Consider the following 12262-nt stretch of genomic DNA (forward strand, 5'->3'; position numbering starts at 1 on the left):
GCACAGCGTACGCGATGGTTGCAGCGTTCCAAGCCACGCAACGACGCGGGTATTCGTGGGTTCGATAGCGGGTATCAGGATGCACATGCCCGAAATCACGGCTGAGCCGCGGCGGAGCACGGTGCATCCGCTTAGCATCCTCTTGCAGCGCTACAACTCGATGGCGCGGCCGCATTCAAGGAGGAACTGTGACCACAGCACGCAACCGAGCGCGACGCTTCGTTCCGCTCATCGCCGGATTGGGAGCAACCGCGCTCCTGCTGACCGCCTGTTCAGGCGACAGCGGCGGCGAGACCGCGGCGCCGACGGACTTCACGTACCTGTCGTTCGCTGAGAACACGAGCATCCAGGACACCCTGACCTCGCTCAGCACCGGCAGCTGCGCTGCCGAGAACGAGGCGCTCCCGCTCGACATCACCACCCAGCCGCAGGCCAGCTACGACCAGCAGCTCCAGCTGCTCGCCGGTCAGGACGCGCTGCCGGTGCTCTTCGCCAGCGGCAACTCGCCGCAGGTCGCCAAGGACCTCAACGACGGCGGCAAGCTCGTCGACGTCGATGCGGCTCTCGAGGAGCTCGACCAGAGCGACGCCATCATCCCCGCAGCTCGCTCCACCATCGAGGCCCTCTACGGCGGCGACGTCTACGTGCTTCCGACCGAGTTCAACGTCGAGGGCATCTGGTACAACAAGCAGCTCTTCGCCGAGAACGGCATCGAGGAGCCGACCACCTGGGACGAGCTCACCGACGCGGCGGCGAAGCTGAGCGCGGCGGGCGTCACGGCGTTCTCCGCCGACGGTCAGGACGGCTGGCCGCTCACGCGTCTCGTCGGCAACTACCTGTTCCGCACCATCGGCCCGGATGCCCTGCAGAAGGTCATCGACGGCGAGGCCTCGCTCACCGACCCCGAATACGTCGAAGCGGCGGCGGCTGTCGCCGACCTCGGCAAGGAAGGGTACTTCGGCCCGTCGGTCGGCTCGATCGACTACATGACCGCCGTCAACCAGTTCCTCACGGGCGAAGCCGGCATGTTCTACATGGGCAGCTGGATCCTCGCGAACTTCAACGACCCCGCCCAGAACCAGATCGGCGCCGAGAACATCGGATTCATGCCGTTCCCCGAGGTCGAGGGCGGCGCGGGCAGCCGTGACCAGCTCGCCGCGAACGTCGGTGTCCCGCTCGCGCTGTCCGAGGCGAGCTACTCCGAGGATGTCTCCGCATGGCTCGGCTGCTTCGCCGAGAACTTCGGGTCGACCTCGCTCGGCGAACAGGGCGTCATCACCGGCTTCGCCGTGAACGAACCCGTCGAGGACCTGCCGCCGCTCACGCAGGCCGTGCAGGAGCGCATCGACGAGACGACGCAGAGCGTGCTCTGGTTCGAGGCGCTGTTCAACGCGAAGGCGGCCACGACGAGCCAGACCAACGCGTCGCAGCTCGTGACCGGCGCCATCACGCCCGAGAAGTTCATGGAGATGGTCCAGGCGGACCTGAAGTAACTCCCCGACCCAACCGGCCGAGGGTCGCGTTCCCACGCGGCCCTCGGCCCACGTCTCGATCGAAAGCAACCCTTGTGAACCGCGTACTCGGCGACCCGCGCGCCATCCTCATCCTTCTGGGCCCCGCCCTGCTCGTCTACACGCTCGTGATGCTGGTGCCGATCTTCTGGTCGCTCGGCTACACGGTGTTCGAGGGCAACCCGATCACGGGCTTCGAGTTCGTCGGCTTCGGCAACTTCGTCGAGCTGTTCAACGATCCGAAGATCGCCGACGCGCTGGTGTTCACGCTGAAGTACGCGGTCGTGCTGACCATCGCCCAGGTCGGCTTCGGGTACCTCCTCGCCCTCATCTACGTGTTCTGGCTCCGCAAGGCATCGAGCCTGATCCGCACGCTCGCGTTCTTCCCCGTCGTGCTGCCCACGGTCGCCGTCGCCCTGCTCTTCCAGGAGCTGTTCAAGATCGCGCCGGTCAACGGCCTCGTCAACGACCTGCTGAACCTCGTCGGCATCCCGTCCGTCGACTGGTTCGCCTCGCCCGACACAGCATTCCTCGTGCTCATCCTCATGGACCTCTGGCGCTCGATGGGCTTCTACGCCGTGCTGCTGTACGCCGGCCTCGTCGACATCCCCGACGACCTGTTCGAGTCCGCGCGGCTCGACGGGGCATCCGGCTGGCGGCTCGTGCGTCACATCGTCATCCCGCTGTCGCTGCCCGTGCTGCTCTCCTCGATCATCTTCAGTGTCAACGGCACCTTGAAGGTCTTCGACTCGGTGCTCGCGCTGACCAACGGCGGCCCGGGCAACACGACCACGCCGCTCACGCTGTACATGTACCAGACCTCCTTCACCTACGGCGAGTACGGCTACGGGAGCACGATCGCGCTGCTGCTCACGATGATCTGCCTCCTCGTCACGATCTTCATCTTCCGTTCGTCGCGCCGCGATCTGACCAAGGGCTGAACCATGACCGCCACCTTCACCGATCGCTCGCCCCGCCTCATCCGCTTCGTGCGACGCGTCCCCGTCTGGATCATCGTCGGCCTCCTGCTGGTCGTCGTGGTCTACCCGCTCTTCTGGCTCCTCACCGGGTCGCTGAAGACGCAGGAGGAGTTCCTCAACAACCCCACATGGGCGCTGCCGGAGGACTGGACCAACTTCAGCAACTACGTCGAGGCGTGGACCACCGGCAATCTCGGGGTCTACATCCGGAACAGCATCCTCGCGGTCATTCCGGCCCTGTTCTTCACCATCGTGTTCGGCGTGGCCGCCGGGTTCGCCCTCGAGGTGATGGTGTGGAAGGGCCGTGGTCCCGTGCTCCTGGCGTTCCTCGCGGGCATCATGATCCCGGGCCAGATGATCCTGCTCCCGTTGTTCACGATCTACTTCCGTGCGGGCCTCACCGGCTCGCTCTGGCCGCTCATCATCACGTACACGGCGATCGGCCTGCCGCTGACGGTGTTCATGATGGCGACCTACTTCCGCAGCGTCCCGCGTGAGATCTTCGAGGCCGCGACCCTCGACGGGGCGAACATCTTCCGGATGTTCTGGACCATCGGCTTCCCGCTCGTGCGCAACGCGATCTTCACCGTCGCGCTCGTGCAGTTCTTCTTCATCTGGAACGACCTGCTCATCGCGCTGACCTTCACGACCCGCGACGACCTCCGCACCATCCAGGTCGGCCTGCTGAACTTCACCGGGCAGTTCGGCCAGATCCAGTACGGCCCGACGTTCGCGGCCATCGCCGTCAACGTCATCGGCACGCTCGCGATCTACCTCTTCCTCAACCAGCGCGTGATGAAGGGCCTGACCGCGGGCTCGGTGAAGGGATGACCGGCATCGAGGGCCTCCGGCTCGAGCACGCTGCCACCACACTCGGAATCGGCGTCGCCGCCCCTCGCCTGAGCTGGGCCCTGAGCGGCGAGCGTTCGCAGCGCGCGTACGAGGTCGAGGTGAGCTTCATCGGCACCGACGAATCGACGACGGTCGTCGTCGATTCCGCCGACACGCTCTACCGGCCCTGGCCTGCGCGGCCGCTCCGGTCCCGCGAAGCGGCACAGGTGAGCGTTCGCTCCCATCTCGTCGGCGACGAGGCGCCCACCGCCTGGAGCGCACCGGTCCGGGTCGAAGCCGGACTCCTCGACGTCGCGGACTGGGTCGTGGACTGGGTCTCCCCGTCCCTGCGTGCGCCGCATGACGGCGCGCGAGCCGCAACCCTCCTGCGTGCGGAGTTCGACGTCGAGGGACGCGTGCGCCGGGCACGGGTCTACGCGACGGCGCACGGCGTCTACGATCTCGAGGTGAACGGCGCCGCGGCATCCGACGAGGTGCTCGCGCCCGGATGGTCGAGCTACCATCATCGCCTCCGCTATCGCACGCTCGACATCACCGAGACGCTGGCCGAGGGGCGGAATGCGATCGGCGCATGGCTCGCCGACGGCTGGTACCGCGGCAGGCTCGGGTTCAACGGCGGGCTGTGGGACAACTACGGCACGGATGCCTCGCTCCTGCTGCAGCTCGAGATCGAAGACGACCGCGGCGTGCGCGTCGTCCCGCTGCACTGGACGCACGCGGCAGCGCCCATCGTCGCCACGGGCTTGTACGAGGGCGAACGCCACGATGCCCGACTCGAGCACGTCGGTTGGTCTGCACCGGGATTCGCTGCCGACGACTGGGAGTCCGTGCACACGCTTCCGCGTCAGCAGTTCTCCGCCGAACTCGAGGCGCCCACCGGCCCACCCGTGCGGGTGATCGAGTCGATCCGTCCCGTCACCGCGGAACGGCGAGACGACGGCCGCCTCTTGCTCGACTTCGGCCAGAACATCGCGGGCAAACTGCGATTCACCGTGGCCGGAACGCCGGGGGAGACCGTGACACTTCGGCACGCGGAGGTACTCGACGCCGGGGAGCTCGCGCTCCGCCCGCTCCGTTCGGCCACCTCCGAAGACGAATACACGTTCGCCACGGACGAGCCCATCACGTGGACCCCGAGGTTCACGCTGCACGGCTTCAGGTACGCCGAGATCACCGGATGGCCGGCCGATGCCGGCACCGACGGCATCGAGGCGCTCGTCGTCCACTCCGACATGCGTCGCACCGGCTGGTTCGAGGCCGACCACCCGTTGCTCGACCGCTTCCACGAGAACGTGGTCTGGAGCATGCGCGACAACTTCGTCGACCTGCCGACCGACTGCCCGCAGCGTGACGAACGGCTCGGTTGGAGCGGTGACATCCAGGTCTTCGCCCCCACAGCCGCGCACCTCTTCGACGCCACCGGGGTGCTCGAGAACTGGCTGAGGGACCTCGCTGCCGAGCAGCGGGCGACCGGGTCGGTGCTGAACTTCCACCCGTGGATCGATTGCGGCTTCCCGGTGGACCCCGCTGCGGCCTGGGGTGATGCGGCGGTCATCGTGCCGTGGACCCTCTACCGTCGCACCGGCGATCTCGAGCTCCTCCGCGCGCACTTCGACAGCATGTGCGCGTGGGTGGATCAGGTCTTCGCGCTCACGCACGGGACGGGCCATTGGAACGAGGGGTTCCAGCTCGGGGACTGGCTCGATCCCGCGGCGCCGCCCGAGCGCCCCGGCGACTCCCGAACCGATGCCACCCTCGTCGCGACCGCATATCACGCGCGCACCGCGCGGTTGGTGCTGGCCGCTGCCGAGCTCCTCGGCGACACGGCTGCGGTGGCGCGCTACGCGCGCATCGCCGACCTCGCAGCGACGGCGTTCCGCACGAACTACGTCGCGCCCTCGGGCAGGGTCGTCAGCGACACGGTGACCGCCCTGTCGGTGGCGATCGCGTTCGAACTGCTCGAGGGCGACCAGTACCGCGAAGCGGGGGAACGGCTCGCCGAACTCGTCGCGGAAGGGGACTACCTGATCGCCACGGGATTCGTCGGGACGCCGATCGTGTGCGACGCACTCACCTCGACCGGCCACCTCGACGACGCCTATCACCTGCTCCTCCGCACCGAAGCGCCATCGTGGCTGTACGCCGTGACGATGGGAGCGACCACGGTCTGGGAGCGCTGGGACAGCATGTTGCCCGACGGCAGCATCAACCCCGGCGAGATGACGTCGTTCAACCACTACGCCCTCGGAGCGGTGGCCGACTTCCTCCACCGCGTCGTCGGCGGGCTCGAGGAGTTGGAACCCGGCTACCGGCGGGTGCGCATCGCGCCGCGGGCCGGCGGGGGACTCGGACGCGCGTCGGTGCGGCACGACAGCCCCTTCGGCACCATCTCGTGCGAGTGGGCGCGCGAGGGCGGCCGCATGACGGTCGAGCTTCGTATCCCGGTCGGGGTCACCGCCGAGGTGGCCCTGCCCGATGGAACCGACTACGTGGAGACCGTGGGAGCCGGTGCCCACCGGTTCGAGTTCGCCCATCGGGCACCCGACGAGGATCCTGCTCGACCGCGAAGATGGAACATCCACAATCCCGAGGAGCGCGCGCAGATGATCCTGGAGGGTTCACGATGAGCTCCGACGAGGGGGCGAGCGCCGTGGCGCTCTCGGCGGAGCTCCCACTCGAGGAGGCGGCGAGCCTGCTCTCGGGTGCCGACTTCGCATCGACGAAGGCCCTGCCGGAGCGCGGCATCCGCGCCGTGATGATGACCGACGGGTCCAACGGCGTCGCCATGAACCTGCCCGACTGGTCTGGCAAGGTACCCGCGACCTGTTTCCCGACGTCGTCGGCGTTGGCGTCGACCTGGGACCCGGAGCTCGTCGAACGCGTCGCCCGCGCGATCGGCGACGAGGCGCGCGCTGCCGGCGCCGACGTGCTGCTGAGCCCCGGCATGAACCTCAAGCGCTCGCCGCTCGGCGGCCGCAACTTCGAGTACTACTCCGAAGACCCCCTGCTCACTGCTCGCCTCGCATCGGCCTTCGTCCGCGGCGTGCAGGCTGCGGGCGTCGGCGCCTGCGTCAAGCACTTCGTTGCGAACAACCAGGAGACCGACCGCATGCGCGTGAGCGCCGAGGTCTCCGAACGCGCCTTGCGGGAGCTCTACCTCGCGGCCTTCGAAGCTGTCGTCACCGAGGCGAAGCCCTGGCTCGTGATGGCGTCCTACAACCGGGTGAACGGCTCCTACGTGAGCGAAGACCGACGCCTCCTCACCGGCGTCCTGCGCGAGGAGTGGGGCTTCGACGGGGTCGTGGTCTCGGACTGGGGTGCGGTCGAGGACCGCGTCCGCGCCGTCAGCGCCGGTCTCGACCTCGAGATGCCGTCGACCTCAGGGGCATCCGATGCGCAGGTCGTCGAGGCGGTGCGAGCGGGCGTGCTCGACGAGGCCGTCGTGCGTCGGTCCGCCGAACGGATCATCGCACTCGGCGAACGGGTCTCGGCCCGAGCCGACGCGCGTCCGGTCGACCGCGAACGTGCCGCCGCACTCGCCATCGAGGCGGCTCGGAAGGCGGCCGTGCTCGTCAGGAACGAGCACGAGACGCTGCCCCTGGGCGGCGCCGCTCGGGTCAGCGTCATCGGCGCCCTCGCCGACGAGCCGCGGATCCAGGGCGCTGGAAGCGCCGGCGTCAATGCTCCCGCGGCCGGCTCGATCGTCGAGGCGCTCCGACCGCTCGTCGGCGGCGTGGATCACGCGCCCGGGTACCTGCCCGATGCGGTGACGACGAGCGATGAACTGCTCGCCGAGGCGGTCCGCGTCGCCGCAGCATCCGATGTCGCCGTGGTCGTCGTCGGACTGCCCGAGACCGCTGAATCGGAGGGCTACGACCGCACCACGATCGACCTGCCGGAGGCGCAGGTCCGGCTCATCAGCCGGGTCGCCCTGGCCGCTCCCAGCACGGTGGTCGTCGTGATCGCCGGCGGCGTGGTCTCGCTCGAGCCCTGGCGCCCGTACGTCGATGCGATCCTCCTGGCCGGACTGGCCGGACAGGGTGTCTCCACCGCGCTCGCAGACCTGCTCGTCGGTGCGGCCGCGCCTTCCGGCCGGCTCGCCGAGACGGTGCCGCTCGCGCTCTCGGATTCGCCGAGCTACCTGAGCTTCCCGGGTGAGGCCGGCCGCAGTGTCTATGGTGAGGGCGTGTTCGTCGGATACCGCGGTCACGACAGCGCCGAGTCGCCGGTCGCGTATCCTTTCGGCCACGGCCTGACCTACACGACGTTCGAATTCGACGACGCGGACGTCACATCCGACGGTTCCGGATGGGTGGCGACCACGACCGTCCGGAACACCGGTGCACGGACCGCTCGTGCGGTCGTGCAGGTGTACGTGTCGCCGCCCGATTCCCCGGTCCGCCGGCCCGTGCGAACGCTCGCTGGGTTCGCGGCCATCGAGCTCGAGCCGGGTTCGTCCGGATCGGCCTCCGTGCGCGTCGACCGCCGTTCGGTCGAGCGGTGGAATGAGGCCGCGGGGCAGTGGGTCGCCGACGGCGGCACGCACGTGTTCGCCTTCGGGGCGTCATCCCGCGACCTCCGCCAGGCCGTCGCCGTCGAGATCGACGGAACGGAACCCGACCTGCCGCTGACGCCGCATTCGACCCTGGTCGAATGGCTCGATCACCCCGTCGCCGGCGCCATGCTGCTCGACGAGCTTCGCGCCGCGGATCCGACCGGCGCGACGGTCGGGATGCTGACGAATCCGACGGCGGTGCTCATGATCGGCGGGCTTCCCATTCACCGGCTCGCGGTGGATGCCGGCAACGCCCTCAGCGAGGAGCTGCTCCAGCGGGTGAGTGCGGCTGCCGGCGGTTCGCAGGACCGGCCAGGTACTGCATCGACTCGTCCGACGAGTTGACGAGCGTGCGGTAGCGGCCGCCGGGGCTCGCCTCGGGATGACTCTGCGGCAGTGCAGCCGAGCGCAGTGCGGCCGAGATTCGCCCGGCGGCCGTGCGAAGCTGGTCGACCAGCGGCAGCCACGGGGCGTCGTCATTGGGCACGACGGCACCGACGGAGGCCACGGTCTCACCGGCGGCTCCGGTGATCGGCACCGCGATGCCGCGGGCGCTCGGATGGATGTACCCGTCGGCGACGGCGAAGCCCTGCGCGCGGACGCGGTGGAGGACGCGGCGCAGCCCCGCGGCATCCGTGATGGTGGCGTCGGTGAGCGAGCGCAGGGGGTGGGCAAGCACCGCGTCGCGGGTGGCGGCATCGGCGTCGGCGAGGAGCACGAGGCCCGCTGCCGAGGCATGCAGGGGGAGGCGCCCGCCGATGATCGTCGCGTTCACGACCGCGTCACGGCTGGAGAGCCGTTCGAGGAAGAGCACGTCGCCGCCGCTCAGGATGCCGAGCTGCACGTGCTGGTGGATGACGCCGTGCACGTCCTGGAGGTGTGGCATGGCGATCTCGCGCAGCCCGAGCGCACCGGGGGTGCGGCAGGCCAGCTCCCAGAGACGGATGCCGAGACGGTAGGTGCGATCGGCGCCGCGCTCGACGAGCCGTTGTTCCTCGAGGTCGGCGAGCAGGGCGTGCGTCGTGCCGACCGGCAGCCCGCTGCGCCTCGAGAGCTCGGACAGGGTGAGGAACGGCGCGTCGATGCTGAAGGCGTCGAGGAGCTGCAGCTGCCGACTCAGCGTTGATCGGCCTGCGGATGCGCGCGCCATCGTGACCTCCTCTGCGCATCGATCCTAGCCGTTTTCGATTGATTCGAAATCGGGCGCAACGCTGGACGTGCGCGACCTAGCGTGTCCCTACCGATCGTCGACGAAGACAGGGAGGCAGCGATGACGCTGATCGAGACCGGGGCCGACGTGCTCGTGGTGACCGCGAAGACCCGGGCGGCCGACGAGGTCGTGGCCCTGGAACTTCGACGCCCCGATGGTGGGCGTCTTCCCGACTGGACGCCCGGTGCGCACCTCGACCTGGTGCTGCCCGACGGCACCACGCGCCAGTACTCACTGCACGGCGACCCGCGCGAGGCCGGCGCGTATCGCATCGCGATCCTCCGTGAGGCCGATGGGCGTGGCGGTTCGCGCTACGTCCACGACGAGTTGGGCGTGGGCGATCTGGTGGGGTTCGGCGGCCCGCGCAACACCTTCCGCCTGACCCCTGCACCCGCGTTCGCGTTCGTCGCCGGTGGCATCGGCATCACGCCGATGCTCCCGATGCTGCGCGCGGCGAGTCTGCTCGGCTCCGACTGGCGGCTGCTCTACCTCGGCCGCTCGCGCTCGCGCATGGCGTTCGTCGACGAGCTCGCCGGGTACGGCGACCGGGTCACGGTCCGGGCGTCCGACGAGGTCGGTCCCACCGACATCCGCTCGTGGCTCGAGTCGGGGCCGGATGCCGCGGCGCCGGCCGAGACGAAGCTCTACGCGTGCGGGCCGACCCGCCTCATCGAGGCGATCTCCGAACTCGCCGCCGAACGCAGGCCCGGTTGGACGAGGGTCGAGCGGTTCGCGGCGGCCGAGCACGGGGAGCCCGCGCGCACGACGCCGTTCGACGTCGAGGTCGCCGGCTCCGGACGACGCATTCGCGTCGCTCCCGGTGTGGCGGTGGCCGATGCCCTGCGGAGCGCCGGCTTCGACCTGCTCACCTCGTGCTCGCGCGGCGTCTGCGGCACGTGCGAGACCAGCATCGTGGCGGGTGTGCCCGACCACCGCGACTCGATCCTCGACGACGCGGAGCGTGCAGACGGCACCTGCTTCTTCCCGTGCGTCTCGAGAGCGAAGAGCGACCGCCTCGTGATCTCCCTCTGAGGCGCGGCCGCGCCACCCACCAGCCAGCCCTGTCCCGATCAGCGATTCCCATCTCGACGAAGAGAGCACCGATGACGACCAGCACCCCAGTCCTCGACACGACGATCCCGGCCTCGGACGAGGACCCGTTCAGCCAGGAGGTCCTCGCCGACCCGCTTCCCTTCCAACATCGCCTCCGCGAGGCCGGGGAGGTCGTGCTCCTCGAGCGCTACGGCGTCTACGCGATGGGACGCTACGAGACCGTGCGAGCGGCGCTGCTCGACTGGCAGGGGTTCGAGTCCTCGGCCGGCGTCGGGATCACCGACTTCCGGAAGGAGGCACCCTGGCGGCCGCCGAGCCTGCTGCTCGAAGCCGACCCTCCGCATCACGATGCGCCGCGGTCGGTGCTCGAGAAGATCCTGGGCCCGCGTGAACTCCGCGAACTGGCGCCCCGCTGGCAGGCCGATGCGGAGGGGCTCGTCGACGAGGTGCTCGCGCAGGGGCTGGAGTTCGATGCCGTCGAGTCGTTCGCGGAGGCCTTCCCGCTCCGCGTGTTCCCCGATGCCGTCGGGATTCCGGCCGAAGGCCGAGAGCATCTCCTGCCCTACGGCGATCACCTGTTCAACAGCTTCGGACCTGAGAACTTCCTCGTACAGCACGGAGCGCCGCACATCGGTCAGCACTCGGCCTGGGTCAACGAGCAGTGCGCACGCGATCGCATCAGTCCCGGCGGTTTCGGAGCGGCGATCTGGGCCGCCGCCGACCGCGGTGACCTGACCGCCGACCAGGCGCCGCTCGTGGTCCGGTCGCTGCTGTCCGCCGGTGTCGACACCACGGTGCACGCGATCGGTGCCGTCCTCCACGCCTTCGCGACGCATCCGGATGCCTGGGCCGAGCTCCGCGCCGACCCGTCGCTCGCACGCGTGGCCTTCGATGAGGCGATCAGGCTCGAGGCACCGGTGCAGACGTTCTTCCGGACCACCACGCGGGACATCGAACTCGGCGGCCTGCGCATCCCCGCCCGCAACAAGATCCTGATGTTCCTCGGCTCGGCCAACTCCGACCCGAGACGATGGACCGATCCCGAGCGCTTCGACCTGTCCCGTGACCCCTCCGGCCACGTCGGGTTCGGCATGGGCATCCACCAGTGCGTCGGCCAGCATGTCGCGCGCCTCGAAGCGACGTCGCTCATCACTGCGCTGGCGCGCCGGGTCGCGTCGGTCCAGCTCATCGGAACCCCGGATCGCCACCTGAACAACACGCTCCGGGCGTGGAAGCGCATGCCGATGCGCGTGGAGCTCGCGTGAGCCCCGACCGCGACGCCGAGGCCACCCGGCCGACCGGGCAGGGCGGGTCGGAGCACGCGGGCCGTACCTACGTGGTCACGGGTGCGGCGTCGGGAATCGGTGCGGCGTGCGCCGCCCTGCTCGCTGCACGCGGGGCGCGCGTGATCGCGGCCGACCTGCGATGGGAGGGCGGCGGCGAAACGCCGCCCGGCATCGAGGGCGTCGAGGTCGATGTGTCCGATCCGCAGGCGTGGGGAGAACTCGCGGACGGGCTCCGCGTGGCCGGTCGCACGGTGCACGGTCTCGTGAACGCGGCGGGGATCACACGTCGAGGCCGACTGGCGGATGTCACGCGCAACGACTTCGAGGCCGCGTTCGCGGTGAACGCGATCGGGCCGGCCCTCGGGATCCAGGCGATCTCGCCGCTGATGGAGGAGGGCGGATCGATCGTGAACATCGGTTCCGCCGCGGGCTTCACGGCCCACTACGGCATCGCCTATGGGGCGAGCAAATGGGCCGTTCGGGGCATCACGAAATCGGCGGCGATGGAGCTCGCCGCGAGGGGCATCCGCGTGAACCTGGTCAGCCCGGGATACATCGACACCCCGATGACCGCCTCGGCGTCGGACGCCTTCCGGGCGGCGAGCTTCGCTTCGACGCCCTTGGGCCGTGCCGGGCGTGCGGCCGAGGTGGCCGAGGTCGTCGCGATGGTGATCTCGCCTGCTGCGTCGTTCGTGACGTCCGCCGAGATCGCCGTCGACGGCGGGTTGACCGGGCACGGCGGCGGACTCGCGCTCGCGCGGGCGCTCGACGCGGCCGCGATCGAATGACCGCGTTCCGCCTCGGAGCATGAACGA

The 12262-nt window shown here is 69.6% G+C and carries 9 protein-coding genes; 8 read left to right on the forward strand and 1 reads right to left on the reverse strand.

Translation table 11 applies throughout. The annotated features are described in order from the left end of the window. Positions 1–188: 188 nt before the first annotated feature. From ACR3IO_RS18960 to ACR3IO_RS18980, 5 genes are all read left to right on the forward strand, one after another. Positions 189–1493 (forward strand): ABC transporter substrate-binding protein, encoded by a 1305-nt coding sequence (locus ACR3IO_RS18960; RefSeq protein ID WP_434072780.1) that lies wholly within the window; start codon positions 189–191, stop codon positions 1491–1493. 74 nt (positions 1494–1567) lie between these two features. Further along, complete coding sequence (locus ACR3IO_RS18965) at positions 1568–2452, forward strand: carbohydrate ABC transporter permease (RefSeq protein WP_434072781.1); 885 nt, start codon at positions 1568–1570, stop codon at positions 2450–2452. A gap of 3 nt (positions 2453–2455) precedes the next feature. Then, positions 2456–3322 (forward strand): carbohydrate ABC transporter permease, encoded by an 867-nt coding sequence (locus ACR3IO_RS18970; protein WP_434072782.1) that lies wholly within the window; start codon positions 2456–2458, stop codon positions 3320–3322. Beyond that, entirely contained in the window at positions 3319–5970 is a 2652-nt protein-coding gene (locus tag ACR3IO_RS18975) for a family 78 glycoside hydrolase catalytic domain (RefSeq protein ID WP_434072783.1), read from the forward strand. The genes ACR3IO_RS18970 and ACR3IO_RS18975 overlap by 4 nt, the downstream gene beginning before the upstream one ends. Beyond that, the gene (locus ACR3IO_RS18980) at positions 5967–8243 is read left to right on the forward strand and encodes a glycoside hydrolase family 3 C-terminal domain-containing protein (RefSeq protein WP_434072784.1); all 2277 of its coding nucleotides are present in this window, start codon (positions 5967–5969) and stop codon (positions 8241–8243) included. Before ACR3IO_RS18975 ends, ACR3IO_RS18980 begins: the two co-directional genes overlap by 4 nt. Here the strand turns inward: ACR3IO_RS18980 and ACR3IO_RS18985 are convergent. Beyond that, positions 8155–9048, reverse strand: coding sequence for an IclR family transcriptional regulator (locus ACR3IO_RS18985; protein WP_434072785.1), 894 nt, complete (start codon positions 9046–9048; stop codon positions 8155–8157). The genes ACR3IO_RS18980 and ACR3IO_RS18985 overlap by 89 nt on opposite strands. Before the next feature lie 120 nt (positions 9049–9168). Between ACR3IO_RS18985 and ACR3IO_RS18990 the strand changes: the two genes are divergently transcribed. The 3 genes from ACR3IO_RS18990 (at position 9169) to ACR3IO_RS19000 (ending at position 12235) form a co-directional block, all read left to right on the forward strand. Then, the gene (locus tag ACR3IO_RS18990) at positions 9169–10140 is read left to right on the forward strand and encodes a PDR/VanB family oxidoreductase (RefSeq protein WP_434072786.1); all 972 of its coding nucleotides are present in this window, start codon (positions 9169–9171) and stop codon (positions 10138–10140) included. Between the two features lie 71 nt (positions 10141–10211). After that, on the forward strand, positions 10212–11426 hold the full coding sequence (locus ACR3IO_RS18995) for a cytochrome P450 (RefSeq protein WP_434072787.1): 1215 nt from the start codon (positions 10212–10214) through the stop codon (positions 11424–11426). Next, positions 11423–12235 carry an SDR family NAD(P)-dependent oxidoreductase gene (locus tag ACR3IO_RS19000; protein ID WP_434072788.1) on the forward strand — a complete coding sequence of 271 codons (813 nt, stop codon included), beginning with the start codon at positions 11423–11425 and terminating at the stop codon, positions 12233–12235. The genes ACR3IO_RS18995 and ACR3IO_RS19000 overlap by 4 nt, the downstream gene beginning before the upstream one ends. Positions 12236–12262 lie beyond the last annotated feature (27 nt).

Source organism: Agromyces sp. Marseille-Q5079, assembly GCF_051016555.1.
In the GTDB taxonomy this organism is placed as follows: domain Bacteria; phylum Actinomycetota; class Actinomycetes; order Actinomycetales; family Microbacteriaceae; genus Agromyces.

Coding starts and splice junctions, on each gene's coding strand:
- ACR3IO_RS18980 (WP_434072784.1), top strand. CDS start 5,967: ATGAGCTCCGACGAGGGGGCGAGCGCCGTGGCGCTCTCGGCGGAGCTC.
- ACR3IO_RS18985 (WP_434072785.1), bottom strand. CDS start 9,048: ATGGCGCGCGCATCCGCAGGCCGATCAACGCTGAGTCGGCAGCTGCAG.
- ACR3IO_RS18970 (WP_434072782.1), top strand. CDS start 2,456: ATGACCGCCACCTTCACCGATCGCTCGCCCCGCCTCATCCGCTTCGTG.
- ACR3IO_RS18995 (WP_434072787.1), top strand. CDS start 10,212: ATGACGACCAGCACCCCAGTCCTCGACACGACGATCCCGGCCTCGGAC.
- ACR3IO_RS18975 (WP_434072783.1), top strand. CDS start 3,319: ATGACCGGCATCGAGGGCCTCCGGCTCGAGCACGCTGCCACCACACTC.
- ACR3IO_RS18990 (WP_434072786.1), top strand. CDS start 9,169: ATGACGCTGATCGAGACCGGGGCCGACGTGCTCGTGGTGACCGCGAAG.